At 71.0% G+C, this 24,581-nt stretch carries 24 protein-coding genes; 11 read left to right on the top strand and 13 right to left on the bottom strand.

Annotated features, from left to right (window positions below):
• From A9X04_RS31045 to A9X04_RS31645, 3 genes are all read left to right on the top strand, one after another.
• On the top strand, positions 1–239 hold a 239-nt coding region (locus tag A9X04_RS31045; RefSeq protein WP_197509251.1), incomplete at its 5' end, for a hypothetical protein.
• Positions 240–242: 3 nt separating this feature from the next.
• A complete protein-coding gene (locus A9X04_RS20215) occupies positions 243–863 on the top strand; it encodes a DUF5994 family protein (RefSeq protein WP_156764441.1) in 621 nt (206 codons plus the stop codon).
• 85 nt (positions 864–948) lie between these two features.
• Entirely contained in the window at positions 949–1,305 is a 357-nt protein-coding gene (locus tag A9X04_RS31645; protein WP_067924264.1) for a cation transporting ATPase C-terminal domain-containing protein, read from the top strand.
• Here the strand turns inward: A9X04_RS31645 and A9X04_RS20205 are convergent.
• Together A9X04_RS20205 and A9X04_RS20200 are read right to left on the bottom strand one after the other, a co-directional pair.
• The gene (locus A9X04_RS20205; protein WP_067924263.1) at positions 1,274–2,812 is read right to left on the bottom strand and encodes an FMN-binding glutamate synthase family protein; all 1,539 of its coding nucleotides are present in this window, start codon (positions 2,810–2,812) and stop codon (positions 1,274–1,276) included. The genes A9X04_RS31645 and A9X04_RS20205 overlap by 32 nt on opposite strands.
• A complete protein-coding gene (locus A9X04_RS20200) occupies positions 2,809–3,213 on the bottom strand; it encodes a CBS domain-containing protein (RefSeq protein WP_067924262.1) in 405 nt (134 codons plus the stop codon). The genes A9X04_RS20205 and A9X04_RS20200 overlap by 4 nt, the downstream gene beginning before the upstream one ends.
• A gap of 108 nt (positions 3,214–3,321) precedes the next feature.
• Between A9X04_RS20200 and A9X04_RS20195 the strand changes: the two genes are divergently transcribed.
• Positions 3,322–5,694: a heavy metal translocating P-type ATPase gene (locus A9X04_RS20195; RefSeq protein ID WP_067924261.1), complete on the top strand. Its 2,373-nt coding sequence runs from the start codon at positions 3,322–3,324 to the stop codon at positions 5,692–5,694.
• Here A9X04_RS20195 and A9X04_RS20190 read toward each other — a convergent pair.
• The 3 genes from A9X04_RS20190 to A9X04_RS20180 form a co-directional block, all read right to left on the bottom strand.
• Positions 5,683–6,810, bottom strand: a complete 1,128-nt coding sequence (locus tag A9X04_RS20190; RefSeq protein WP_067924270.1) for a PPE family protein — start codon at positions 6,808–6,810, stop codon at positions 5,683–5,685. The genes A9X04_RS20195 and A9X04_RS20190 overlap by 12 nt on opposite strands.
• A gap of 128 nt (positions 6,811–6,938) precedes the next feature.
• Positions 6,939–8,093 carry a PPE family protein gene (locus A9X04_RS20185; protein WP_067924260.1) on the bottom strand — a complete coding sequence of 385 codons (1,155 nt, stop codon included), beginning with the start codon at positions 8,091–8,093 and terminating at the stop codon, positions 6,939–6,941.
• A gap of 285 nt (positions 8,094–8,378) precedes the next feature.
• Positions 8,379–8,735: a hypothetical protein gene (locus A9X04_RS20180; RefSeq protein WP_067924259.1), complete on the bottom strand. Its 357-nt coding sequence runs from the start codon at positions 8,733–8,735 to the stop codon at positions 8,379–8,381.
• 111 nt (positions 8,736–8,846) lie between these two features.
• Here A9X04_RS20180 and A9X04_RS20175 point away from each other — a divergent pair, with 111 nt between their 5' ends.
• Entirely contained in the window at positions 8,847–9,137 is a 291-nt protein-coding gene (locus tag A9X04_RS20175) for a hypothetical protein (RefSeq protein ID WP_067924258.1), read from the top strand.
• A gap of 639 nt (positions 9,138–9,776) precedes the next feature.
• On the opposite strand, the gene A9X04_RS20170 is transcribed toward A9X04_RS20175, so the two are convergent.
• The 3 genes from A9X04_RS20170 to A9X04_RS20160 all read right to left on the bottom strand — a co-directional run bounded on the left by A9X04_RS20170 (position 9,777) and on the right by A9X04_RS20160 (position 13,853).
• Positions 9,777–10,565 carry a pseudouridine synthase gene (locus A9X04_RS20170; protein ID WP_231980509.1) on the bottom strand — a complete coding sequence of 263 codons (789 nt, stop codon included), beginning with the start codon at positions 10,563–10,565 and terminating at the stop codon, positions 9,777–9,779.
• A 68-nt stretch (positions 10,566–10,633) separates the two neighbouring features.
• Complete coding sequence (locus A9X04_RS20165) at positions 10,634–12,388, bottom strand: glycerol-3-phosphate dehydrogenase/oxidase (RefSeq protein ID WP_067924256.1); 1,755 nt, start codon at positions 12,386–12,388, stop codon at positions 10,634–10,636.
• Between the two features lie 49 nt (positions 12,389–12,437).
• Positions 12,438–13,853 (bottom strand): NAD(P)H-quinone dehydrogenase, encoded by a 1,416-nt coding sequence (locus tag A9X04_RS20160; RefSeq protein ID WP_067924255.1) that lies wholly within the window; start codon positions 13,851–13,853, stop codon positions 12,438–12,440.
• A 93-nt stretch (positions 13,854–13,946) separates the two neighbouring features.
• On the opposite strand from A9X04_RS20160, the gene A9X04_RS20155 reads away from it, so the two are divergent.
• Entirely contained in the window at positions 13,947–14,423 is a 477-nt protein-coding gene (locus A9X04_RS20155; RefSeq protein ID WP_067924254.1) for a gamma-glutamylcyclotransferase, read from the top strand.
• Positions 14,424–14,498: 75 nt separating this feature from the next.
• Here A9X04_RS20155 and A9X04_RS20150 read toward each other — a convergent pair whose 3' ends face one another.
• The 4 genes from A9X04_RS20150 to A9X04_RS20135 form a co-directional block, all read right to left on the bottom strand.
• Entirely contained in the window at positions 14,499–15,371 is an 873-nt protein-coding gene (locus A9X04_RS20150; RefSeq protein ID WP_067924269.1) for an endonuclease domain-containing protein, read from the bottom strand.
• 117 nt (positions 15,372–15,488) lie between these two features.
• Positions 15,489–16,658, bottom strand: a complete 1,170-nt coding sequence (locus A9X04_RS20145; protein WP_067924253.1) for an amidohydrolase — start codon at positions 16,656–16,658, stop codon at positions 15,489–15,491.
• Complete coding sequence (locus tag A9X04_RS20140) at positions 16,655–17,848, bottom strand: M20 family metallopeptidase (protein ID WP_067924252.1); 1,194 nt, start codon at positions 17,846–17,848, stop codon at positions 16,655–16,657. The genes A9X04_RS20145 and A9X04_RS20140 overlap by 4 nt, the downstream gene beginning before the upstream one ends.
• A gap of 36 nt (positions 17,849–17,884) precedes the next feature.
• Positions 17,885–18,502: a cutinase family protein gene (locus tag A9X04_RS20135; RefSeq protein WP_197509252.1), complete on the bottom strand. Its 618-nt coding sequence runs from the start codon at positions 18,500–18,502 to the stop codon at positions 17,885–17,887.
• Between the two features lie 123 nt (positions 18,503–18,625).
• On the opposite strand from A9X04_RS20135, the gene A9X04_RS20130 reads away from it, so the two are divergent.
• Together A9X04_RS20130 and A9X04_RS20125 are read left to right on the top strand one after the other, a co-directional pair.
• On the top strand, positions 18,626–19,432 hold the full coding sequence (locus tag A9X04_RS20130) for a purine-nucleoside phosphorylase (RefSeq protein ID WP_067924251.1): 807 nt from the start codon (positions 18,626–18,628) through the stop codon (positions 19,430–19,432).
• Positions 19,433–19,488: 56 nt separating this feature from the next.
• Positions 19,489–21,072 (top strand): phospho-sugar mutase, encoded by a 1,584-nt coding sequence (locus A9X04_RS20125; RefSeq protein WP_067924267.1) that lies wholly within the window; start codon positions 19,489–19,491, stop codon positions 21,070–21,072.
• 1 nt (position 21,073) lies between these two features.
• Here A9X04_RS20125 and upp read toward each other — a convergent pair whose 3' ends face one another.
• Complete coding sequence (gene upp / locus A9X04_RS20120) at positions 21,074–21,697, bottom strand: uracil phosphoribosyltransferase (protein ID WP_067924250.1); 624 nt, start codon at positions 21,695–21,697, stop codon at positions 21,074–21,076.
• Positions 21,698–21,802: 105 nt separating this feature from the next.
• Between upp and A9X04_RS20115 the strand changes: the two genes are divergently transcribed.
• The 3 genes from A9X04_RS20115 to A9X04_RS20105 form a co-directional block, all read left to right on the top strand.
• Positions 21,803–22,693 carry an alkaline phosphatase family protein gene (locus A9X04_RS20115; protein WP_156764440.1) on the top strand — a complete coding sequence of 297 codons (891 nt, stop codon included), beginning with the start codon at positions 21,803–21,805 and terminating at the stop codon, positions 22,691–22,693.
• A gap of 53 nt (positions 22,694–22,746) precedes the next feature.
• Positions 22,747–24,045, top strand: coding sequence for a primosomal protein (locus tag A9X04_RS20110; RefSeq protein WP_067924249.1), 1,299 nt, complete (start codon positions 22,747–22,749; stop codon positions 24,043–24,045).
• Positions 24,046–24,086: 41 nt separating this feature from the next.
• On the top strand, positions 24,087–24,581 hold a 495-nt coding region (locus A9X04_RS20105), incomplete at its 3' end, for a VWA domain-containing protein (RefSeq protein ID WP_156764439.1).

Raw genomic sequence — 24,581 nt, 5'->3', positions numbered from 1 at the left:
TGAGCCAACTGTTCGGCTGCACGCCGCTAGACCCGCTGGCCTGGGGTCAGGGCCTGCTGGCGGCGGCGACGGCCAGCTCCCTGTCCGCGGTCGCACCCGATCTGATGTTGCGCGCGTCACACAGCGTGCAGCGGCGCTGGCTCGGCGTCGAGCCGGCGACCGGTCCCGAAAGGGCACAAAGTCCCACCCCTTCGGTGCGGCCGGCCCTGTCGGGTTCCGACCGCCCCGACGACGATTGAGGCGTGCATATGGAAAATCGCTTACAGCTCAAGCCCTATCGGGCCGTCTCCGAGCACGTCGACGGTGCCTGGTGGCCGCGGACCACGAACCTGGTCGACGAATTGCCGGGCCTGCTGGCGTCGGTGTCCGAGCGGCTCGGCCCGGTCGCGATGGTGGGCTATCGCCGCAACGGCTGGCAGGAGACGCCGCCGCTGGCCGAAATCGGCGGCCACACGGTCGAACTGCTGGCGTTCACCAGCGACGAGCCGTCCAGCGTCATCCTGATCGGCGAGGACGGCCACCACCTCACGCTGCACGTCATCCGCCCCGACGCCGGCGAGGAGGTCGCCCGTCAGGCGCTGGAGCAGGCCCGGATGCCCGCCGACGACGCGGTGCCGCAACACAGCCATTCGACGGTGGCGCGATCCGTGGCCGACGTCGCCGACAAGCTGGCCCGCCATGAGGGGCTCGGCGACGAGCAACGGACCGCCCAGATCAAGCGCTGGTCCGAGGAGGCCGCCGAGCAGTTCGTCGACGCCCCCGTCCAGACCTTCGTACCGATCCTCGTCGAGCACATCGTCCGCAATCGGATGCTGGAGTCCCGCAGGGAAGCCGCCTCGCCGCAGCCGGCGAGCCAGCACTGACCGGTTGAGCGCGCTCGGTGGACGCCAACGACGTCGAGAGCGTCCCGTCGCCACCGGCCGAAGTGGCATTGATGGGGCTGTACCGGTGCTCAAACACGCCCGGACCCTGGCCCGGCCCGCAGCGGGCATGGCGACGGCGACCCAGGCCGGTCAGATCGCCCATCTGGTGTGCACGGTCGACCACGAACCGACATCGGCGCAGCGTGAGGTGACCCGGTCCGCGTTCCACCGCTTCTTCGCCAACCGGTGGTTGTGGGCGGCGATCGGGCTGTCGGCGCTGCTGCAGGTCGCCGTCGTTCAGCTACCCGTCCTCAACACGGCCTTCACCACCACGCCGCTCTCGCTGAGTCAGTGGCTGGTCTGCATCGCCGTGGCCAGCACGGTCCTGTGGGTCAGCGAGATCCGCAAATTCATCCTGCGCCGCCGGACATCACGGCCGTGATCGCCTCGGCGTCGGCCGGGCCGGGCAGGCCCCAGTCGGGCTGGTAATCCAGCAACTGATCGACTCGGACGGTCTTCATGTCGACGTCGAGAAGCTCGATGGCCTCCAGCGGCACCAGCGCCGGATGGACGTAGCCGCAGGTGCGGGCCAGCTGCAGCAGTTCGAACCGCAGGGTGGCCAGGTAGTTGGCGCAGCGCACCGATTTCAGGTCCGGGTCGAGGCCGTGCTGCAGCCACGGCGACTGGGTCGCCACGCCCGACGGGCAGCGGCCGGTGTGGCAGCGCTGCGCCTGGATGCAGCCGATCGAGAACATGGCGGTCCGGCCGACATTGACCATGTCGCAGCCGGTGGCCAGGGCCAGCAGCGCGTTCTCCGGGATGCCCAGCTTGGCCGACCCGATGAAGACCACGTCGCGGTGCAACCCGTGCTCGGCGAAGGCCCGGTACACCCGCGGCAGAGCCCACTTGAAGGGCAGGGCGACGTGGTCGGTGAAGACCAGCGGGGCCGCGCCGGTGCCGCCCTCGCCGCCGTCGACCGTCACGAAGTCGACACCGGTGCCGGTGCGGGCCATCCGCCCCGCCAGGTCGCACCAGAACCGCCCCTCCCCGACCGCCGACTTGATGCCGACCGGCAGGCCCGTCTCGGCGGCGATCGTCTCCGCCAGCTCCAGCAGCCCGTCGACGTCATGGAACGCGGAGTGGCCCGCCGGGCTCCGGCAGTCCACCCCGGCCGGCACGCCGCGGATGGCGGCGATCTCGGGGGTGACCTTGGCGCCCGGCAGCACGCCGCCCAGGCCGGGCTTGGCGCCCTGGCTGAGCTTGATCTCGATGGCGCGGATGGACGGCGTGGCCGCCACCCGGTCGACCAGCCGGGGCAGGCTGAACCGGCCCTCTTCGTCGCGGCAGCCGAAGTAGCCGGTGCCGATCTGCCAGACCAGGTCGCCGCCGTGGAGGTGATACGGCGACACCCCACCCTCGCCGGTGGTGTGCAGGGCGCCGGCGATCGCCGCGCCCTTGTTCAGGGCGGTGACGGCTGCGCCGCCGAGGGCACCGAAGCTCATCCCGGAGATGTTGACCAGCGACGACGGGCGAAAGGCCTTGGCGCGGCCGCGCGCGGCGCCGAGCACCTTCGCCGCCGGCAGTGGCACCGCCGGGTCCGGGTGGTCGGGCTCACCGGCCGGCGCCGCGACGGGGAACGCGGCGTGCTTGACGATGGGATAGTTGTGCACCCGCTCCAGGTCGTTGTCGGTGCCGAAGCCGAAGTATCGGTTGGCCAGCTTCGACGACGTGTACACCCAGCGGCGCTGGTCACGGCTGAACGGGCGTTCCGCGTCGTTGTCGGTGACGATGTACTGGCGCAGCTCGGGGCCCACCGCTTCCAGCAGGAACCGCAGGTGTCCGATGACCGGGAAGTTGCGCAGGATGGTGTGGTGGCGCTGCAGCAGGTCCCAGCCCGTCAGCCCGGCCAGGCCGCCGCCGAGAAGCGCGGCCACCGCTCGCGGCCTCAAGAATCGAAGTCCGCGTAGACGCCCAGCAGGTCGCGGGCCGAGACGATGCCGACCAGCGCGCCGTCGCGCTCCACCAGCACGTGGCGGATGTAGCGGTCCATCATCCGGGCGGCGACCTGGTCCACCGAGGCTTCGGCGTCACACCACACCAGTTTGGTGCTGGCCACGTCGGAGACCGGGGCGGTCGCGAGATTCCGCCCGGCCGCCACCGCCCGCACGATGTCGCGCTCGCTCACCAGCGCGGCGGGCCGCGGGTCGTCGCCGACCGCGATCGCACCCACGTCGCAGGTCACCATGGCCCTGGCGGCGTCGGCGATGGTGGCGTCGGCGGGGACGCGGGCGACGGGGTCGCCGGTGATGGTGTGGATCGGCATGGAACCGGCGGAAGGACTTGCAGTCACGTCACCAATGCTGACCGGGACGCGCCGCCACCTGCTAGTGACCTGAGTCCTCAATCCCCGTCCATCCGGCCCTAGCCATCGCCGCGATGTCAGGGAAGGCTGACTGGCATGGACGTCGGGGCGCGCGGGCGGCGGACCCTGCCCACCCGGTGGGTCGAGCCGGCCCTGGCCGCGGTGACCGCCGCCGCGCTGGCGGCCGGAGGGATCGCCTGGCTGGCCGGTGCCCGGCGGATCGCCGACGGCTCATGGATCGCGGGCACGGTGGTGGCGGTGATCCCCGCGGTGGTGTGGGTCATCGCCGCGCTGCGCCGGGGCCGGTTCGGGGTGGACCTGATAGCGGTGTTGTCGCTGGTCGGCACCCTGCTGGTGGGCGAATATCTCGCGGGGGCGTTGATCGCGGTGATGCTGGCCGGCGGGCGGGCCCTGGAGGCCGCGGCCGAACGCCGCGCGTCCCACGACCTGCGGGCGCTGCTGGAGCACGCGCCACGGTTCGCCCGCCGCCGAGTCGGCTCGGCAGTGGACGTCATCGCGCTGGATGACGTGGCAATCGACGATCTGCTGCTCGTCGGCCCGGGAGAAGTGGTGCCCGTCGACGGGCGCATTTCCAGTGCGGTCGCGGTGCTGGACGAATCGGTCCTGACCGGCGAACCGCTGCAGGTGGAGCGAACCGCCGGCGAACCCGTGCGCAGCGGGGTGGTCAACGCGGGCAGCGCGTTTGAAATGGAGGCCACGGCCACCGCCGCCGACAGCACCTACGCCCACATCGTCCGCCTGGCCGCGGAGGCCGGCGCGGAGAACGCGCCGGTGGTGCGGCTGGCCGACCGGTACGCGGCATGGTTCCTGCCGTTGACGCTGCTGGTGGCCGGCGCGGCGTGGCTGGCCAGTGGGTCCGCTGTGCGGGCGGTGGCGGTGCTGGTGGTGGCGACCCCGTGCCCGCTGTTGCTCGCGGCACCGGTCGCCATCGTGTCCGGGCTGTCGCGGGCCTCGCGCCGCGGTGTGGTGATCCGCGGTGGCGGCGCTCTGGAAAACCTCGGCCACGCAACCACTTTGGTGATGGACAAGACGGGCACCCTGACCATGGGGTGCCCGGTCGTCATCGACGTGGCCGCCGCCCCCGGGCGCGACGCGATCGAGATCCTGCGGGTGGCGGCGTCGGTGGATCAGATGTCCCCGCATGTCCTGGCCGAGGCGATCGTCACCGCCGCGCGGGCCCGCGGCCTGCAGCTGTCCCTTCCGACCGAGGTCGTCGAGGAACCCGGCCGCGGCGTCACCGCCACCCTGGATGGTCACCGGGTGCACGTCGGCAAACTCTGGCACGACACCGCCAACACCGAATGGGCCCGCGCGGTGGTGAATCGCGCCCTGCTGGACGGCGCCGCCATCGCCTGGGTCTGCGTCGACGGGCGGCCCACGGGCGCGGTGCTGCTGCGCGACCCGCTGCGTCGTCACGCCCCGCGCACCCTGCGGCGGCTGCGCGAGGCGGGGCTGAACCGATTGGTCATGCTCACCGGTGACCGCACCGAGCCTGCCCGCGAGGTCGCGGCCGTGCTGGGCCTGGACGAGGTGTACGCCGAACAAAGCCCGGCGGACAAGGTGGCCGCCGTCCGCGCCGAGAAGGACCGCGCGGTGACCGTGATGGTCGGCGACGGGGTCAACGACGCACCCGCGTTGGCCGCGGCCAGCGTCGGCGTCGCGATGGGTGCCCGCGGCGCCACCGCGTCCTCGGAGGCGGCCAGTATCGTCTTGACCACCGATCGACTGGAGCGGCTCGCCGACGCGATGGACATCGCCCGGTGGTCACGACGCATCGCCGTGCAGAGCGCGGTCGTCGGCATGGCCCTGTCACTGGCCGCGATGACCGTCGCCGCCGCGGGGTGGCTGCCGCCGGCCGTCGGCGCACTGGTGCAGGAGGGCATCGACGTCGCCGTGATCCTCAACGCGCTGCGCGCCCTGCGCGGCAACCCCGACATCGAGGTCGACCTGCCGGCTACGACCGAACAGCTGCTGCGGCGCTTCGACGCCGAACACGACGAGCTGCGCGACGCCGTGGACCTGTTGCGCGACGCCGCCGACCGGCTCGCCGACGGGGCCGACGAGCCGGCTATGGAGGCCGTGCGCCACGCCCACACCGTGCTCACCGAGCGGATCATCCCGCACGAACGGGCCGAGGAGTCGGAGCTCTATCCGGCGCTGGCCCACCCGCTGGGCACCAGCGAAGCGACCGCACCGATGAGCCGGACCCATGCCGAGATCCAGCGACTCTCCGACCGGATCGGCGCGCACCTGGCGTTGGCCCAGAGCAGCGGAGGGATCGGCCCCGACCAGGTCGACGACCTGCTTGCGTGCCTCTACGGGCTGCACGCCCTGCTGCGCCTGCATTTCCTGCAGGAGGAGGAGAGCTATTTCACCCTGGCCGAGGACGAGCCCGGCCCGTCACGGCCGGAGCGCCGTCAGGCGTTGGGGCCCAGGCTATCCCGCTGACGGCGGTCGCTTCATGACGGTGCCGGGAAGCTCCGCGCCGATCTCGATGTCGTCGTAGTCCCGACCATCGCCGCGACCACCCTTGCCGCCCATCGGCGTCCGCATCGGGGCTAACGGGAGGGCGGGCGGCTGCGCCGCGCCCGGCGGAAGCGGGGACACCGCCGAGGCCAGCTGCACCGGCGGCTGGACGCCGGGCAGCATCCCCACCGTCGCGGGCGGCATGCTCAGCTTGCCCACCAGGACGGAGACCCCCAGCGCGCCGCGGGGGGCCAGCGTCCCGGAACCGAGCGCGTTCACGAGGCTGGCATCCGCCGATGCCAGGGCGGCCCCACCTTCCGCCAGGCCCTGGCTGATGTCGGCGCCGACGCCTTGGAGCGCTTGGGCCGCGTTGACCTGTGCGATGTAGCTGAGCAGGTTGACGGGGAGACCGCCCGCGATGATCTGGTTGCCCCAGGTGCTGAAATACCCGAACCAGCCCTTGTTGGGGTCGAAGGGGGTGACGCCGAGCGCGTCGATGACGGACCCGGTGGTCGACGAGCTGGTCAGCGCGTTCGCTGTGGGCGCGACCGTGGCCTGGGTGGTCACCGCCGAGGGATTGGCCACCTGTGGCGGTGGCGAGAACTGAGACAGCTTGACGGCGTTCAGCGACGTGGCGCCGTACCGGTACATCGCGGTGGAGTTGTTCACCCACATGGCGTTGTACTCGGCCTCGGTCTCGGCGATGGCAGGAGCGTTGACGCCGAAGAAATTGGTGGCCAGCAACAGCGCCAGCCGCGCCCGGTTGGCCGCCACGACGGAGGGGTGCACCACTGTCCAGTGGGTCAATTCGAATGCGGCCGTGACGATTTCCACCGAAGCGGCGATTTCCTGGCATTGCGCCGCGGTGGTGTGCAGCCAGGCGAGGTAGGGCTCGAACGCCTGGGCCATGGACAGCGCGGACGGACCCTGCCAGGTCGCCATCGTCGACGCCAACTCCGAGGCGTAGCTGCTGGCGGCCGCCTCCAACGCGGCGCCGAGCTCTTGCCATGCGCCTGCCGCGTCGATCATCGACCAGGCGCCGGGCCCGGCATGGATCAGCGCCGAGGTGATCTCGGGAGGCAGCAGGCCGAAATCGATCACGGGTCACCCGCCGGCACGGGGCGCACGAGTGCCGTCGCGCGTGCGCGATACAGGGCTCGCGCCGCCATCGACCTATCCGGCGGCGAAAAGCGGCTTCCGGAGTCGTGAGGAACCATGATCGCCCCTCATCCGCCGCTGGGCGGTCGCTGGATCACCTTCTTCGGGAGTTCCGCCCCGTATTCGAGATCCTCGAACTTCTGCTGTTTGCGCTTGCGCCACCCGCTGCCGGCCGAGTTCGTCGCGGGGGCCATCATCGGCATCACCGGCATTCCGGTCAGCCCGGCGTCGGCCGGCAGGGGCGACACCGACGAGGCCAGCTGCACCGGTGTCTGCGTCGCCGGCAGCAGCCCCACCACCGCGGGCGGCGCCGTCAGCTTGCCCAGCGAGACCCCGACCCCCATCGCGGCCGCTGGCGCGCCCCCAGGGGCGGCCGAGATCGCGCCGGCCAGCCTGGTCACCGACGCCGCCAGCGCCCCCTCACCCTGGGAGAGCCCCAGGCCGATGTCGCTGCCCACGCCCTGCAGCGCCTGGGCCGAGGTGTTCTGCGCCAGGTAGCTGAGCATGTTGATCGGAAAGCCGGACGAGATGAACTGGTTGCCCCAGGTGCTGAAGTAACTGAACCAACCGGAGTTCGGGTCGAAGCTGCTGATAGTCGAAGTGAGCGACGAGGCCGCATTACTCACCGTCGAACTCGTGGAGCCGGAGCTCAACAGGGCTGCATTAGACACCGCTGACTGCTGGCTGGCCGTCCCGCTCGGGCTGGTGATGGACAGCGGCGAATTGAACTGGGACAGCTGGCTTGTGGCCTGGCTGGTGGTCGCCTGATAGCGCGTCATCGCCGCCGAGTTGTTCGCCCACATGGTCTGGTACGCGTTTTCCGTCTGGGCGATCGCGGCCGTGTTCTGCCCGAACGTGTTGGTGGCGAGCAGCTGCGCCAGCCGCGTCCGGTTGGCGGCCACCACTGCGGGCTGCACCACCGCGGACTGAACGTCGCTGAAGGCCGCCGCGGCAGACTCCGCAGAGGTGGCCATTTGCTGGGCCTGCTGCGCGGTGGTGCGCAGCCAGATGAGGTAGGGCTGCACGGCCTGCAGCATCGCCATCGAGGATGAGCCGTCCCACGACTCGATCAACGACGACAACACCGAGGCATACACGGCGACCGAGTTCTCCAGCTCGACGCCCAGACTTTGCCACGCGCCCGCGGCCTCGATCAGCGAACCCGCCCCGGGACCGGAGTGGATGAGCGTCGAGGTGACCTCGGGTGGCGCGAATGAGTCCATCACATCTCACCTTGTCTATGCCGAGTACGCGGCCGGAAAATTGCGTTTACCAGGTTGCAAACACGCCGGAAACATTGAGCACTCACCCCCCAGGGTGCCCCCCAGATCCTTCCCCGTCGAGTCCCGGCTGGGACGAACGATATACCCCTGACCTTAGGGTAACCAAAGCATTAAACGACCGGGCCTTTTCCGGCAGCCGATCTGCCTTGGAATGGATTTCGCAGACGGTCACCGTGGCGCCGCGGGCTACCCGATCGTGGGGCGCCCACGCGGGCGCGATGCCCACTACAGGCCGGGCAGGCAGATGGGCGCTCCGTAGCACGGCGGCGGGCCAAGCGGGCGCCGCGGAGCATCCCCCTCCCAGACGAATTGGCCGACGTTGCCCATGCCCCCGACGGGGACCCAGTACCAGTGGTGGCAGACGCCCATGTCCCAACGGACGTCCGGCATCGGCAACGGTTGCCCCGGGCACCATTCGTGCGGAACCGTGAAGTTGTCCACGGGCAGTGGACGATTGAATTGGGGCGTCATTGTGGGGCCCGCCTGCGCGGTGCCCCCGGACAGCCCCAGGCCTATTGCCGCCACGCCGCCTGACAGCAGCGCGCCGGCGATGAGCTTCCCGACTTTGCGATTGTGCGACATTGGCTCGCGCCTTTCCGATGTGGACTACGCGAATCAGCAGACAGCGAATGGTTCGCTACCGATCCCAAAAGCCGCTATGAAAGCGGTAGCGTCAGGTGTCGGGAGGCAACCATGAAGCGCGGCATCGTCGGAGGATTCGCTGTCCTGCTGATGGCCGCGGGGCCGATCGTCTCGGCGCCGCCGGCCAGCGCCGGCTGCCTGTACGGAGGACCCGTCCTCAGCAAGTGCGACGGACCAGTGCAGCCCGACGGCACCTGGCAGCGTTGCGTGGCAGTCGCCCGGTTGATTCCCAACGGCGCCAGTTCGTACCTCGTGCCCGACGGGCATTGCGATGTGATGGGTCCCGACCATCCCCCTGCGGATTTCACCTTCGGCGACCCGCCGACGCACATCGACGGCTGAGCCCGGAACGTTCCCCGAAGCGTGGGGTGCGGGAATCGCTTCAAAACGGTGGTGGGTCGTCGTCGGTGGTGGCGTCGCGGGGCCGGTAATGCGCGGTGTCGCTTGCTTGCCGGACCGCGGTGCGGGCCATTCGCTTCTGTCGACGTTCGGTGGCCACGCGCGCGGCGCGGTCCCGGGCGCGGGTGCGTCGTCGGGTCGGCATCATCGCCGTGCGCTCGGCGCAGTAATCCTGGAGCGGGTCGACTTCGGGGGCCGCGAGCGCCCCGGTGGCCCAGCACAGGCTTAAGGCACTTCCGTGGGGGAGCGTACGCCTCTGTCGGCCGAAATAGATGGATACTTTTCAGAGCTAAGAGAAACACATGGTGGGATACCGCCGCTCGAAACGCTCATCAACGCGGCGATCACCTCCGCCGACGACACCCGCTCCAGCAACCCCGAAGACTGACGGCAAGAATTCAGCCGCGTTCGGTCCGCCTTCCTGATGCAGCCGGAGCGCTCCTCCCCGTAGGCAACAAGACGATCGCGGCGAGGACGCCGCCCCCGAACGGCGCGAGGTAGCCGCCGGGCAGTGTATTCTCCCCGCTGACATCCCACAGGGCGGGTGGCCTCATGCGCGACGACCGAAGCCAGAATCACCATCTAGGGCCGCGTTCGGCGGCTGACGAATTCGCGACGGGCGCCGGTCACCGGGTCGTCGAACTCGATGCGCTGCGCCAACAGCCGCAGCGGCGTGCTGAAGTCGTCGGGCGGCACGTCGATGATGTTGGGGTACAACGGATCCCCGTCGATCGGCAGGCCGAGGGAGGCCATGTGCACGCGCAACTGGTGGGTGCGCCCGGTGCGCGGGGTCAGCCGGTACAGGCCGTCCGGTGAAACGAGTTCGACGAACGTCTCCGCGTTGGGCGCACCGGGTTCGCAGACGGCCTGTAAAACGCCGCGCCGCTTGATGATCCGGCTTTGCACCACGCGGGGCAACGCCACGGCCGGATCCACGGCGGCGCGCGCCAGATACGTCTTGCGCACCAGCCCACGGGAAAACAGCGTCTGGTATGCGCCGCGTACCTCGCGGCGCGCCGTGAACAGCAGCACGCCGGCGGTCAACCGGTCGAGCCGATGGGCGGGGCTCAGCTCCGGCAGGCCCAGTTCTCGCCGCAGCCGCACCAGCGCCGTCTGCGCCACGTGCCGCCCGCGGGGCATGGTGGCCAGGAAATGGGGCTTGTCGACCACGACGATGTCCGCGTCGCGATGCAGCACCGGGATGTCGAACGGCACCGGAACCTCGTCGGGCAGCTCTCGGTACAGAAATACGTGCGATCCGGCGGGCAGCACCGTGGCCTCGTCGACCACCGCGCCGCCCGCATCGACGACCTCCCCGGCCAGCACCTTCGACCGCGCGGGCGCGCCGAACCGGTCGGTCAGCTCGGCCATCACCGGTCCCCCGCGCAGCCGCACCCGCGCCGGGCCCAGGCCGTCCCGCACCGGCAGTGGCGCGGGCCTCAATTGAGCGGCACCGGCTCGAGGATCTCGGCGCGGGCCTCCGGGGCGCTCGCGCGCAGTTCGTCGGCCGACACGTCGTCGGGCTGGGCCTGCGAGAGGATCTCGGCCTCCACCCGCGCCGAGTAGTTCGACACCTCACGCTCCACGTCGGCCGCGCTCCAGCCGAGCACCGGGGCGACCACGTCGGCGACCTCGCGCGCACAGTCGACGCCGCGGTGCGAGTATTCGATGGAGATGCGCATCCGGCGGGCCAGGATGTCCTCGAGGTGCAGCGCCCCCTCGGCGGTGACGGCGTAGTGCGCCTCCACCTTGAGATAGCCGGGCGCCTCCTTGATCGGGGTGAGCAGGTCGGCGTTTCCGGACGCCAGCCCCAGCACGTCGCCGATCATCGAGCCGTAGCGGTCCAGCAGGTGGCGCACCCGGTACGGATGCAAACCCTGCAGCGCCGCAACGTGTTCGGCCTGATTGACCAGTGCGAAGTAACCGTCGGCGCCCAGCAGGCTGACCTTCTCGGTGATCGAGGGCGCCACCCGGGCCGGGACGAACTGCGCCGCGGCGTCGATCGCGTCGGCCGCCATCACCCGGTAGGTGGTGTACTTGCCGCCGGCGATGGCCACCAGGCCCGGCGCCGGCACCGCCACGGCGTGTTCGCGGGACAGCTTGGAGGTCTCCTCGCTCTCACCGGCCAGCAGCGGCCGCAGCCCGGCGTACACGCCGTCGATGTCGGCATGGGTCAGCGGGATGGCGAGCACCGTGTTGACGGTCCGCAGGATGTAGTCGATGTCGGCCTTGGTGGCCGCGGGGTGGGCCAGGTCAAGGTTCCAGTCGGTGTCGGTGGTGCCGATGATCCAGTGGCTGCCCCACGGGATGACGAACATCACCGACTTCTCGGTGCGCAGGATGATGGCGACGTCGCTGACGATGCGGTCGCGCGGGACCACCACGTGCACGCCCTTGGAGGCGCGCACCTGAAATCGCCCGCGCTGCTTGGACAATGCCTGAATCTCGTCGGTCCACACGCCGGTCGCATTGACCACGACGTGGCCGCGCACTTCGGTGATCGACCCGTCCTCGGAGTCGCGGACCCGCACGCCGGTGACCCGGTCGCCCTCGCGCAGCATCGCCACCACCTGGGTGGAGGTACGCACCACCGCGCCGTAGTGGGCGGCCGTGCGCGCGACGGTCAGGGTGTGCCGTGCGTCGTCGACGACGGTGTCGTAGTAGCGGATTCCGCCGATCAACGACGTCCGCTTCAAGCCGGGGCTCAACCGCAACGCGCCGGCGCGAGTCAAATGCTTCTGCGCCGGAACGGATTTCGCGCCGCCCATCCGGTCGTAGAGGAAGATGCCCGCCGCGATGTAGGGCCGTTCCCACACGCGGTTGGTCAGCGGGAACAGGAAGGGCATCGGCTTGACCAGATGGGGCGCCAGCGTAGTCAGCGACAGCTCCCGTTCGTAGAGCGCTTCGCGCACCAGGCCGAACTCGAGCTGTTCGAGATAGCGCAGCCCGCCGTGGAACATCTTCGACGAGCGGCTCGAGGTGCCCGACGCGAAATCGCGCGCCTCGACCAGCGCCACCTTGAGCCCGCGGGTGGCGGCGTCCAGCGCGCAGCCGGAGCCCACCACGCCGCCGCCGATGACAACGACGTCGAACTGCTCGGTGCCGAGCCGCTCCCAGGCCACCTCGCGGTGCTGCGGTCCCAGCACGGATGCCGGCGAGCCGAGCTCGCTGGGCGCGTGGATCGGATCGGTCACCGGGAAACTCCTGTCGGTTACTCGCCAGTAGGACGGTGTCGAACCAAGGCTAGTCCAGATCGTCGTGGGCCATCAGCCGACGAGCGGCCTCGGTGATCGACCCGGACAACGAGGGGTAAACGGCGAGCGTCTGCGCCAGCTCGTTGACGGTGATGCGGTTCTGGACGGCCACCGCGATCGGCAGGATCAGCTCGGAGGCGATCGGGGCCACCACCACGCCGCCGATCACGACGCCGGTGGATTTGCGGCAGAACATCTTCACGAAGCCCTGCTGCAGACCCGACATCTTGGCCCGGGCATTGGTGCGCAGCGGGAGCATGATCGTGCGGGCCGACACCGAGCCGTCGTCGATCATCGTTTGCGGCACGCCGACGGCCGCGATCTCGGGCCGGGTGAACACCGTCGCCGCCACGGTGCGCAGCCGGATGGGGCTGACGCCCTCGCCCAGCGCGTGATACATCGCGATCCGGCCCTGCATGGCGGCGACCGACGCCAGCGGCAGCAGGCCGGTGCAGTCGCCGGCCGCGTAGATGCCGGCCACCGAGGTCCGCGACACCCGGTCCACGGTCAGGTAACCGCCGCGGCCCAGCTCGATGCCGACGCGGTCCAGGCCCAGGCCGCCGGTGTTGGGCACCGATCCGATGGTCATCAGGGCGTGGCTGCCCTCCACGGTGCGCCCGTCGGCCAGGGTGACCAGCACGCCGTCTCCCGCGCGGGTGACCGACTGGGCCCGGGCGTTCTTGACCAACTGAACGCCGCGCTCGGAGAACGCCTCCTCCAGGACCAGCGCGGCGTCGGCGTCCTCGTAGGGCAGCACGCGGTCGCGGCTGGCGACCACCGTCACCGGAACGCCCAGCTCGGTGTAGGCGTGCACGAACTCGGCGCCGGTGACGCCGGACCCGACGACGACGAGGTGCTCGGGCAGCGCCTCGAGGTTGTAGAGCTGCCGCCAGGTCAGGATCCGCTCGCCGTCGGGCTGGGCCGACGGCAGGACCCGAGGGCTGGCGCCGGTCGCGATCAGCACGACGTCGGCCTCGAACTCGCTGGTGGTGCCGTCGCCGGCGGTCGCCCTGACGCGGTGGCAGGCCAGCCCGGGCGTGGGGTCGATCAGCTCGCCGCGGCCGGCGACCACGTGCACGCCCACGGCGAGCAGCTGTTCGGTGATGTCGGCCGACTGCTCGGTGGCGAGCTGCTTGACCCGGGCGTGAATCTGCGGCAGGGAGATCTTGGCGTCGTCGATGTCGATGTCGAACCCCAGCCGCGGCGCCCGGCGCAGCTCGGTGCGCAGCCAGGTGGAGGCGATGAAGGTCTTGGAGGGGACGCAGTCGTCGAGCACGGCCGCGCCGCCGATGCCGTCGGAGTCGATGACGGTGACGTGAGTGGTGTCCGGGTGGGAGGTGGCGGCCACCAGGGCCGCTTCGTAACCGGCCGGGCCTCCACCGAGGATCACGATGCGGGTCGCCACAGCCCCAACCTAGCGGGGCCCCCGGTGACCCTGCAGCCCGGCGAGGGCCCTCGGGAGAAGACCGCGCCCGCATCCGACGTCTAAGCTTTCCCCGTGCCGCTCTACGCCGCCTACGGGTCGAACATGGATCCTGAGCAGATGCTCAAGCGCGCACCCCATTCGCCGATGGCCGGAACGGGCTGGCTGCACGGCTGGCGCCTGACGTTCGGGGGCGAGGACATCGGCTGGGAGGGCGCGCTGGCCACCGTGGTCGAGGACCCGGATTCCAAGGTGTTCGTCGTGCTCTACGACATGACCCCGGCGGACGAGAACAACCTCGATCGGTGGGAGGGCTCGGAGTTCGGCGTGCACAAGAAGATCCGGTGCCGGGTCGAGCGCATCTCGTCGGACACCAGCACCGACCCGGTGCTGGCCTGGTTGTATGTGCTCGACGCCTGGGAGGGTGGCCTGCCGTCGGCGCGGTATCTGGGCGTGATGGCCGATGCAGCCGAAATCGCCGGAGCCCCAAGCGATTACGTGCACAACCTGCGAACACGGCCGGCCCACAACGTCGGCCCGGGCACCGGCTAATCCCTTCCCGCGAGCGACCGTGTCTGTACGGCGACACGCCGTTGTGAGCGGAAATTTGCGGTCGCTCGCGAGACGTCACGCGGCGCGGGCTCGCTCCAACTGCGCCTCGAGCCGGCGGATGAGTTCCCACGGCCGGCGCCTGACGTCTTCGGCCACGATGGCGACCACCGACCAGCCCATCTCCTGGAGCGCCGAGGAACGTCGGCGGTCACGGATGAAGGCATCGGGCCCGCTATGCCAATCCACGCCGTCGTATTCGGCGGCGACACACAGATCTGGCCAGGCGAAGTCGAGCCGCCAGACGCGGCCCCGCAGGTCCACGACCTCGTATTGAAGGACCGGCGTCGGCAAACCGCCGTCGATCATTACCAGCCGTGCCTCGCTCTCCATTGGCGACTCCGCCAATGGGCTAACCAGACCCAGCAGTTGGCGGACGGTCACAATCCCGCGACGGCCGGACTGTCCAGCGATGGCCCGCGCCAGCTCGCTAGGCATACAGGCGCCGCTGCGCAAGGCTGCGTCCAGCGTTGCGAGCCCTCTGGACCGGCGAAGACTGCGGGCGACCTCGATCGCCGTCCACGCGGGGGCGGTGACAGGGCGTCCACCGACCATGGTCAATGGGGCGCCCTCACGCCGGTGCACTATCAGTCCGTCGGACGATCGCAGTCGGCGGCCATCCGGCTCGAGCACGTGCAGCGCGGGCGTCGACTCGGTGTCGAAGCCGTACGCGGCGGCGGCTGTACCCATGCATGCGGCGACGCTGGTGCCGGTTGCCAAATCCAGGCCACGGAGTTGCAGCGCGGTGGTCAGTTCGCCCTGGCCGTAGATGCCATGCCAAACCCTCTGCAGCTCAAGGTCCAACGCCCGACGCGGCAGGTACGTCAGAGCCTGCGCGGACGTGACGACGCCGCCCTGGGCGTCGAGCAGCCGGCTGAGCTCTGGATGCATGCGGGCCATGGTGGGCGGGCTCCGCCACGCCGACAACTCACCCTGCCGAGCGACCGCAAATTGCCGCTCACAGCGACGTGTCGCCGTACAGACACGGTCGCTCGCGCTGTGGAAGAGCTAGAAGTGGGCAGCCTGCTCGACGATGTTGACCATCACGCGCAGCCCAATCGCCAGGGCGCGCTCGTCGAGGTCGAACGTCGGCTGGTGCAGGTCCAGCTGCGGCCCCTGACCCGGCCACACGCCCAGGCGCGCCATCGCGCCGGGAATCTCCTCGAGGTACCAGGAGAAGTCCTCGCCCCCGCCGGACTGGCGGGTGTCGGCCAGCGCGTCGGGGCCGATGGCCTCGATCGCGTGGGTGAGGATGCGTGTCGAGACGTCCTCGTTGACCACCGGCGGCACGCCGCGCCGATACTGCAGCGTGTGGTCGATGCCCAGCGGCGCGAGCAGCGAGGACACCGTCTCCCGGATGATCTCCTCGAGCCCTACCCAGGTCTGCCGGCTGGCGGTGCGGACCGTGCCACCCAGCACCCCGGTCTGCGGGATGGCGTTGGCGGCGACCCCCGCGTTGACCGCGCCCCACACCAGCACCGTGCCGTTGCGCGGGTCGAGGCGGCGCGACAGCACCCCGGGCAACCCGGTGATCAGCGTGCCGAGGCCGTAGACCAGGTCGGCGGTCAGGTGTGGGCGCGACGTGTGCCCGCCCGGGGAGTGCAGGGTGATCTCGATCTGGTCGGCCGCCGAGGTGATGGGGCCGTGGCGCACGGCGATCTGGCCGACCTCCAGCCGCGGGTCGCAGTGCAGGGCGAAGATCCGCGACACCCCGGAAATGGCTCCGGCCGCGATGGCGTCGATCGCGCCGCCGGGCATCAACTCCTCGGCGGCCTGGAAGATCAGCCGCACCCCGACCGGCAGCTCCGGCACCGACGCCAGGGTGAGCGCGGTGCCGAGCAGGATCGCGGTGTGGGCGTCGTGGCCGCAGGCGTGCGCGACGTTGGGCATGGTGGAGGTGTAGGGCGCGCCGGTCCGTTCCGCCATGGGCAGCGCGTCCATGTCCGCCCGCAGCGCGATCCTGGGCTCGTGTTCGGGGCCCAGGTCGCAGACCAGCCCGGTGCCACCGGGCAGCACCTTGGGGTTGAGCCCCGCGTCGGCCAACCGCTCGGCGACGAACTGGGTGGTGGCGTACTCCTGCCGGCCGAGCTCGGGGTAGCGGTGGATGTGCCGGCGCCACTCGACCAGGTTGTCGTGGTGTGCGGCCAGCCAGGAGGTGGCGGCATCGGCGAGGCTCATGCGTGCGCCCGCCGTTCCTGCGCGGCCATGACGCGGTCGCGCTCGGCGGGCGTCTGGGCCAGCTGAACCACCGTGCGGGCCAACATGATCGCTCCGTCGACGACAGCGCGGTCGGCGCTGGGGCCGGCCGCGGCGGTGGCGAAGGCGCGCTGGTGCACCGTGGCGCCACCGGCGTCGACCCCGACGATCGGGTGGATCCCCGGCAGCACCTGGGTCACGTTGCCCATGTCGGTGCTGCCCATGGGCAGCGCCGCCTCGAACTCGCGGGCCACCGGCTCGCGCCCCAGCCGGCGCATCTCCTCACGGAAGACGTCAGCCAGCCATGCGTCGGGCGTGAGCTCGTCGTAGGCGGGGGCCGGGTTGTCGATTTCGTATTCGCAGCCGGTGGCCAGCGCACCCGCGGCGAAGCACGCGTACATCCTGCCCTCCAGCTGTCTCAGCGAATCCGATTCGACGGCCCGCATCGCATACTCCAGCGTCGCGTGCCCGGGGATGACGTTGACCGCCTGCCCGCCGTCGGTGACGATCCCGTGCACCAGTTGACCCGGGGCCAGTTGCTGCCGCAACAGCCCGACGGCCACCTGCGCGACGGTCACGGCGTCGGCGGCATTGATCCCCTGATGCGGCGCGACGGCAGCGTGGGATTCCTTGCCACGGTAGTGCACCGTCGCCTCCGACAGTGCCAGCGAGCGGGCCGCCGCGATGTCGGCGGGCCCCGGATGCAGCATCACCGCCGCCGCGATGTCGTCGAACACCCCGGCGGCCAGCAGCAGCGCCTTGCCGCCGCCCATCTCCTCGGCGGGGGTACCGATCAGCGCCACCCGCAGGCCCAGCTCGTCGGCCACCTCGGCCAGCGCCAGCGCGGTGCCCACCGCGGACGCCGCGATGATGTTGTGGCCACAGGCGTGCCCGATCTCGGGCAGCGCGTCGTATTCGGCGCAGACCCCGACGGTCAGTGGGCCGCTGCCGAAGTCGGCGCGAAACGCAGTCTCCAGGCCACCGGCGGACGCGGTGATCTCGAAACCGCGCTCGGCGACCAGCGCCTGGGCCTTGGCACAGCTGCGATGCTCGGCGAACGCCAGCTCGGGCTCGGCGTGGATGGCGTGGGACAGCTCAACCAGGTCGGGGCCACGTCGCCGCACGACATCCTCGACCCTGCCTGAGGGGTGGTCCAATGCGGAGGTGGGCATCCTCGCAGTATCCCACCGCGACGAAGAGCGCCGGGGCTACACTAGTCCGGCGATGAATCCCGCCGCCTGTCCGGGGTACGGCGCCACGCCGTAGTCGTGGTGGGCCTCCCGGTCCCGGCCGCCGACGACGCACACCGGATCACCGGGGCTGCAGATGTCGATGGCGCGGCCGGCGAACAGACCGGTCGTCGAAAGCGGTGTGTTGAAGCGATTGCCGGGATTGCCGAACACCGCAACCGCCCTGACCTTGCCGGCCAGGCCGGGATCCAGCTCGGGCGCCGAGCCGAAGTTGCCGATGGTGTTGCCCAGCGGCGGCACCCCGGCCAGCATCGAGACCGCGGCGGCGCCCTGGGAGAAGCCGCCGAGCACCAGCTTCGTCCCCGGGCACTGGTCGACCATCTGCGCGATGTGGTCGCGCGCGTCGTTCGCGGCGTCGGCGGTCTGCAGGAAGTTGTAGCTGGCCGGATAGTTCACCGCGTACGCGTCGACGCTGCGCGAGCCCAGCGCGGGCTGCAGCGCGGCCAGCAGCGCGTCCCCGGCCACCCCCAGGCCGGGCGGCTCGGCGGTGCCGCGGGCGAAGATCAGTTGCACATCGGGGCACCCGTCGGCCCGCGCCGTTGCCGCCGCGCCGCTCGTGATCGAAAACACCGACACCGCAACGGCGACGGCCAGGCCGACGACCGGCCACCTACGAAGATCCATGCGGCAGATTTTCACATATCCCGGCGGGCACCATCGCGGCGCTCGATCCGGCGGCCCGCACTAGGCTCCCCGACTGTGAGCGACGTCGCATCCGATCCCGCCGGCCTCGCGCGGCGGGCGGCGCAATTCATCGGGGAGCGCACCGGCGTGGCCGAGCACGACGTCGCCGTCGTCCTCGGATCGGGGTGGCGGCCCGCGGCGGACGCCCTTGGCACTCCGACCGCCGTGCTGCCCCAGGCCGACGTGCCGGGCTTCGCGCCCCCCACGGCCGTGGGGCACACCGGCGAGCTGATGTCGACGCGTGTGGGCGAGCGCCGGGTGCTGGTGCTGGTCGGCCGCGTGCACGCCTACGAGGGCCACGACCTGTGTCACGTCGTTCACCCGGTGCGGTCGGCCTGCGCGGCCGGCGCGCGCATCGTCGTGCTGACCAACGCGGCCGGCGGTCTGCGGACCGACATGGCGGTCGGCCAGCCGGTGCTGATCAGCGATCACCTCAACCTGACCGCGCGTTCGCCGCTGGCCGGCCCGCAGTTCGTGGACCTTACCGACGCCTACGCGCCGCGGCTGCGCGACCTCGCCCGCCAGGTCGACCCGGGGCTGGCCGAGGGCGTCTACGCCGGGCTGCCGGGGCCGCACTACGAGACGCCCGCCGAGGTGCGGATGCTGCGCACGCTGGGCGCCGACCTGGTCGGCATGTCGACTGTGCACGAGACCATCGCGGCCCGGGCGGCCGGCGCCGAGGTGCTGGGGGTGTCGCTGGTGACCAACCTGGCCGCGGGAATCGGCGGCCAGCCGCTGAGCCACGCCGAGGTGCTCGCCGCCGGCGCCGCGTCGGCGAGCCGGATGGGCGCCCTGCTGGCCGACGTCGTGGCCCGGTTCTAGCGATGACGCCCGAGGAACGGCGGCGACCCGCGGCCCCCGGCGACGCCGGGCTTGCGATCGCCGCGGCGGAGTGGATCGCGCACGATCCCGACCCGGCGACGGCCGCCGAGCTCGCCGCCTGCGGGCCCGACGAACTCGCCGCACGCTTCGCCCACCCACTGAAGTTCGGCACCGCGGGCCTGCGCGGCCCGGTGCGCGGCGGCCCCGACGCCATGAACGTGGCGGTGGTGTCGCGGGCCACCTGGGCGGTGGCGCGGGTGCTGGACGCCCGCGACCTGGCCGGCTCGCAGGTCATCGTCGGGCGCGACTCCCGGCACGGCTCCGCCGTCTTCGCCACGGTAGCCGCCGAAGTGCTTGCCGCCCAAGGATTATCGGTGACGCTGCTGCCCGGGCCGGTCCCCATGCCGGTGGTTGCGTTCGCCGTGCGCCGCGCCGGGGCCGGCGCCGGGATACAGATCACCGCGTCACACAACCCGCCGACCGACAACGGCTACAAGGTCTACACCGACGGCGGCATCCAGATCGTCTCCCCCACCGACCGCGAGATCGAGGCCGCGATGGCCGCGGCTCCCCCGGCGGACGAAATCGACAGGGCGCCGGTGCAACCCGCCGTCACCGATGTCGTCGAGCAGTACGTCGAGCGCGCGGCCGGCGTGCGGCGCGGCACCGGCCCGGTGCGGGTGGCCCTGACCCCGCTGCACGGGGTGGGCGGCGTCGTGGCGGTGGAAGCGCTGCAGCGCGCCGGCTTCCCGCAGGTACACACCGTGGGAGCCCAGTTCGCTCCCGACCCGGACTTCCCCACCGTCGCCTTCCCCAACCCGGAGGAACCCGGCGCCACCGACGCGCTGCTCGCCCTCGCGGCCGACGTCACCGCCGACGTCGCGATCGCGCTCGATCCCGACGCCGACCGCTGCGCGGTTGCCGTCCCCACCGAATCGGGATGGCGAATGCTGTCCGGCGACGAAACCGGTTGGCTGCTCGGCGATTACATCCTGTCGCACATCCCCGATCCGCGAACGGCGGTGGTGGCCAGCACCGTGGTGTCGTCGCGGATGCTGGCCGCGATCGCCCACCACCACGGCGCCACCCACGTCGAGACGCTCACCGGGTTCAAGTGGCTGGCGCGCGCCGACGCGAACGCGCCCGGCGACACCCTGGTGTACGCCTACGAGGAGGCGATCGGGCACTGCGTCGACCCGGACGCCGTGCGCGACAAGGACGGCATCAGCGCCGCGGTGCTGGTGTGCGATCTGGTGGCGGCGCTGAAGGACGAGGGCCGTTCGGTGACCGACGCGCTCGACGACCTCGCCCGGCGGCACGGCGTGCACGACGTCGCCGCGGTGTCGCGCCGCGTCGCCGACGCCGCCGAGGCCGCCGACCTGATGCGGCGGCTGCGGTCGGCGCCACCGGCGACGCTCGCCGGGTTCGACGCGACCGTCACCGATATCACCGACGCGCTGATCTTCACCGGGGGCGCCGGTGACACGACTGTCAGGCTGGTGGTGCGGCCTTCCGGGACCGAGCCGAAGCTGAAGTGCTACATCGAAGTTCGCTGCGCGGTCAGCGGCGGCCTGCAGGATGCGCGGCGGCGCGCCCGCGCGTTGCGCGACGAGGTGGTGTCGGCGGCCGCGAACCTGTGAGCTAGCGCGGCCCGTACTGGCGGTCGCCCGCGTCGCCGAGACCCGGCACGATATAGGCGTTCTCGTTGAGCCCGTCGTCGACCGCCACGGTGAACAGCCGCGCGTCGGGCACCGTCTTCTCAAGCGCCGCAACGCCTTCGGGGGCGGCCAGCGCACACAAGACCGTGATGTCGGTCGCGCCGCGCTCCAGCAGCAGCCCCACGGTGTACTTCAGCGACCCTCCGGTGGCCAGCATCGGATCCAGCACCAGCACCGGCACGCCGGCGAGCCGGTCGGGCAGCGACTCGAAATACCCACTCGCCTGGTGGGTTTCCTCGTTGCGGGCGACGCCGACGAATCCGACCCGCGCCTGGGGCAGGAGCGCAAGCGCCTGGTCGACCATGCCGAGCCCGGCCCGCAGCACCGCCACCAGCAGGGGCGGCTCGGCCAGCCGTTCCCCCAGCGCCTCGGCCAGCGGGGTGTGGATCGGGAAGGTCTCGCGGGGCGCGTCCCGGGTGGCCTCATAGATCAACATCGCGGTCAAGTCACGCAACGCCGCCCGGAATCCGTCGCTGTCGGTGCGTTTGTCGCGCATCGTCGTCAGCCGGGCGACCGCCAGCGGGTGATCGACAATGCGCACCTCCACGGTGTTCGACCCTATATAACGATCCGGCCGCATTTCGTTAACGCCCCGCCGAAACGGCCCGCGTCGCCGCCGTCGGGGCGCCCTGACCGCCACTATGCTCCCGTGGTGCCCAGCGGAATCCCGGCTGCAACCCGCCTGACGGACAGGGCATTACGAGTTCTCGGACTCCTCGCCGCGGTGGCCCTGCTGCAGCCGGCGCCCGGCCCACCGGCTCCGCGGATAGGCCTTGCCGCAGCGGCCCTTCCGCAGCCGGCGCACATCGTGATCGTGGTGGAGGAGAACCGCTCCGAGGCCAACATCATCGGCAACAAGTCGGCGCCCTTCATCACCGCCCTGGCCGCGGCCGGCGCCAACATGACCCAGTCCTACGCCGAAACACACCCGAGCGAACCGAATTACCTCGCGCTGTTCGCCGGCAACACCTTCGGCGTGACCAGCGACACGTGCCCGGTCAACGCCGGCGCCGCACCCAACCTGGGTTCCGAATTGCTGGCGGCGGGGTACACGTTCGCCGGCTTCGCCGAAGGCCTGCCCGCGGTGGGCTCGCCGGCGTGCACCGCCGGGAAATACGCGCGCAAGCACGTGCCGTGGGCCAACTTCACCAACGTCCCGCCGGCGAACTCCCTGCCGTTCTCGGCCTTCCCGATGGGCAACTACGCCGGCCTGCCCACCGTGTCGTTCGTCATCCCCAACAACGACGACAACATGCACGACGGCTCCATCGCGCAGGCCGACGCCTGGCTGAACCGCGAGCTGTCGGGCTACGCCAACTGGGCGGCGGCCAACAACAGCCTGCTGATCGTGACGTGGGACGAGGACGACGGCGGAAGGCGCAACCAGATCCCGACGATCTTCTACGGCGCCCACGTGCGCCCCGGCAGCTACAGCGAGCAGATCAACCACTACACCGTGCTTTCCACGATCGAGCAGATGTACGGGCTGCCCAAAACCGGCTACGCCGGCGGCGCACCGCCGATCACGGATATCTGGGGCTAGGTCCGGGCTAGCCGCGCCGGGCGCCCTCGGCGGCCGTCGCTATTGTGTGCCGCATGGCTGCTGACCTCGTGCCCATCCGCCTGAGCCTGTCCGACGGTGACCGCTACACCGTGTGGGCACCCCGCTGGCGCGACGCCGGCGACGAGTGGGAGGCGTTCCTGGGCAAGGACGAGGACCTGTACGTCTTCTCCTCGGTCGCCGACCTGGTCGCGTTCGTGCGCTCCGATACCGACAACGACCTGGTCGACCACCCGGCGTGGAAGGACCTGACCACCGCCCACGCGCACAAGTTCTCACCGGCCGAGGACAGGCAGTTCGACCTGGTCACGGTCGAGGAGTTGGTGTCGGAGAAGCCGACCGAGGAGTCGGTGTCCTCGCTGGCCCGCACGCTGGCGCTCGTCTCGTCCATCGGCTCGGTGTGTGAGCTCGCGGCGGTGCTGAAGTTCTTCAACGGCAATCCGACGCTGGGCACGGTGTCGGGCGGGATCGACCACTTCACCGGCAAGGCCGGCCTCAAGCGCTGGAACGCTATCGGCGAGATCATCGGGCGCGGCTGGGACGACGTGCTCGGCGCCGTCGAGGGCATCGTCAGCACGCCCGAGGTCGACGAGAAGCTGTCGGCCAAGGCCGCCGACGAACTCGACGAGGAGCCCGAGGAACCCGACACCGAAGACGTCGAGGACACCGAGGCGGCCGCCGAGGCCGCCGAGGAAGCCGACGCGGAGGCGGACGAATCCGCGGAGGGCGGCGACGAGGAGGACGAGGAACCGCGCGCGGCCGGCGACACGGTGATCCTGGGCAGCGACGAGGATTTCTGGCAGCAGGTGGGCATCGACCCGATTCGGATCATGACGAGTTCGGGGACCTTCTACACGCTGCGGTGCTACCTCGACGACCGCCCGATCTTCCTGGGCCGCAACGGGCGCATCAGCGTGTTCACCTCCGAGCGCGCGCTGGCCCGCTACCTCGCCGACGAGCACGACCACGACCTGGCCGACCTGAGCACCTACGACGACATCCGCACCGCCGCCACCGACGGTTCGCTGGAAGTCAAGGTCACCGAGGACAACGTCTACGTGCTCAGCGGGCTTGCCGACGACATCGCCGACGGTCCCGACGCCGTGGACCGCGACCAGCTGGAGCTGGCCGTCGAGCTGCTCCGCGACATCGGCGACTACTCGGAGGAGGGCACGGTCGACAAGGCGCTCGAGCCGGGCCGCCCGCTGGGCAAGCTGGTGGCCTACGTGCTCGAGCCCGGCTCGGTCGGCAGGCCCGCCGCGCCGTACGCCCCGGCGGTGCGGGAGTGGGAGAACCTGGAGCAATTCGTCGACGGGCGGCTCAGGCGCGAGTAGCCCCCGTTTGACGGGCCGGTGAGTCTCATCTTTACTGGCGGGTGTCGCTTCCCGGGATAGGCCCGTTACCGCTGTACGGCTTTCAACGCCCCGGCATGCTGCTGTTCGGTTTGCTCCCGCTGGCTTTGCTCGCGGTGTACGTCCTGGTCCAGTCCCGCCGTCGGCGCCGGCTGCGCCGGTTCACCGAGGCGAGCGTGCCGCAGTCGCCGACGCGGCACATCCCGATCGCCGTGTCGCTGCTCAGCCTGATCCTGCTGACCGTCGCGCTGGCCACACCCACCCACGACATGCGCATCCCGCGCAACCGCGCGGTGGTCGTGCTGGTCATCGACATGTCGCAGTCCATGCGGGCCACCGACGTCCCCCCCAACCGGCTCAAGGCCGCCGAGGAGGCGGCCGCCCAGTTCGCCACCCAGCTGACCCCGGGCATCAACCTGGGGCTGGTGGAGTTCGCGGCCAACGCCTCGCTGCTGGTCTCGCCGACGACCAACCGTGCGGCGGTGAAGGCGGCGATCGACAGCCTGAAGCCGGCCCCC

The sequence above is a fragment of the Mycobacterium sp. E3247 genome, from assembly GCF_001667785.1.
GTDB lineage: Bacteria > Actinomycetota > Actinomycetes > Mycobacteriales > Mycobacteriaceae > Mycobacterium.
Note: the sequence above shows the minus strand (reverse complement) of the source record. Positions and strands in the feature narration are given on the sequence as shown.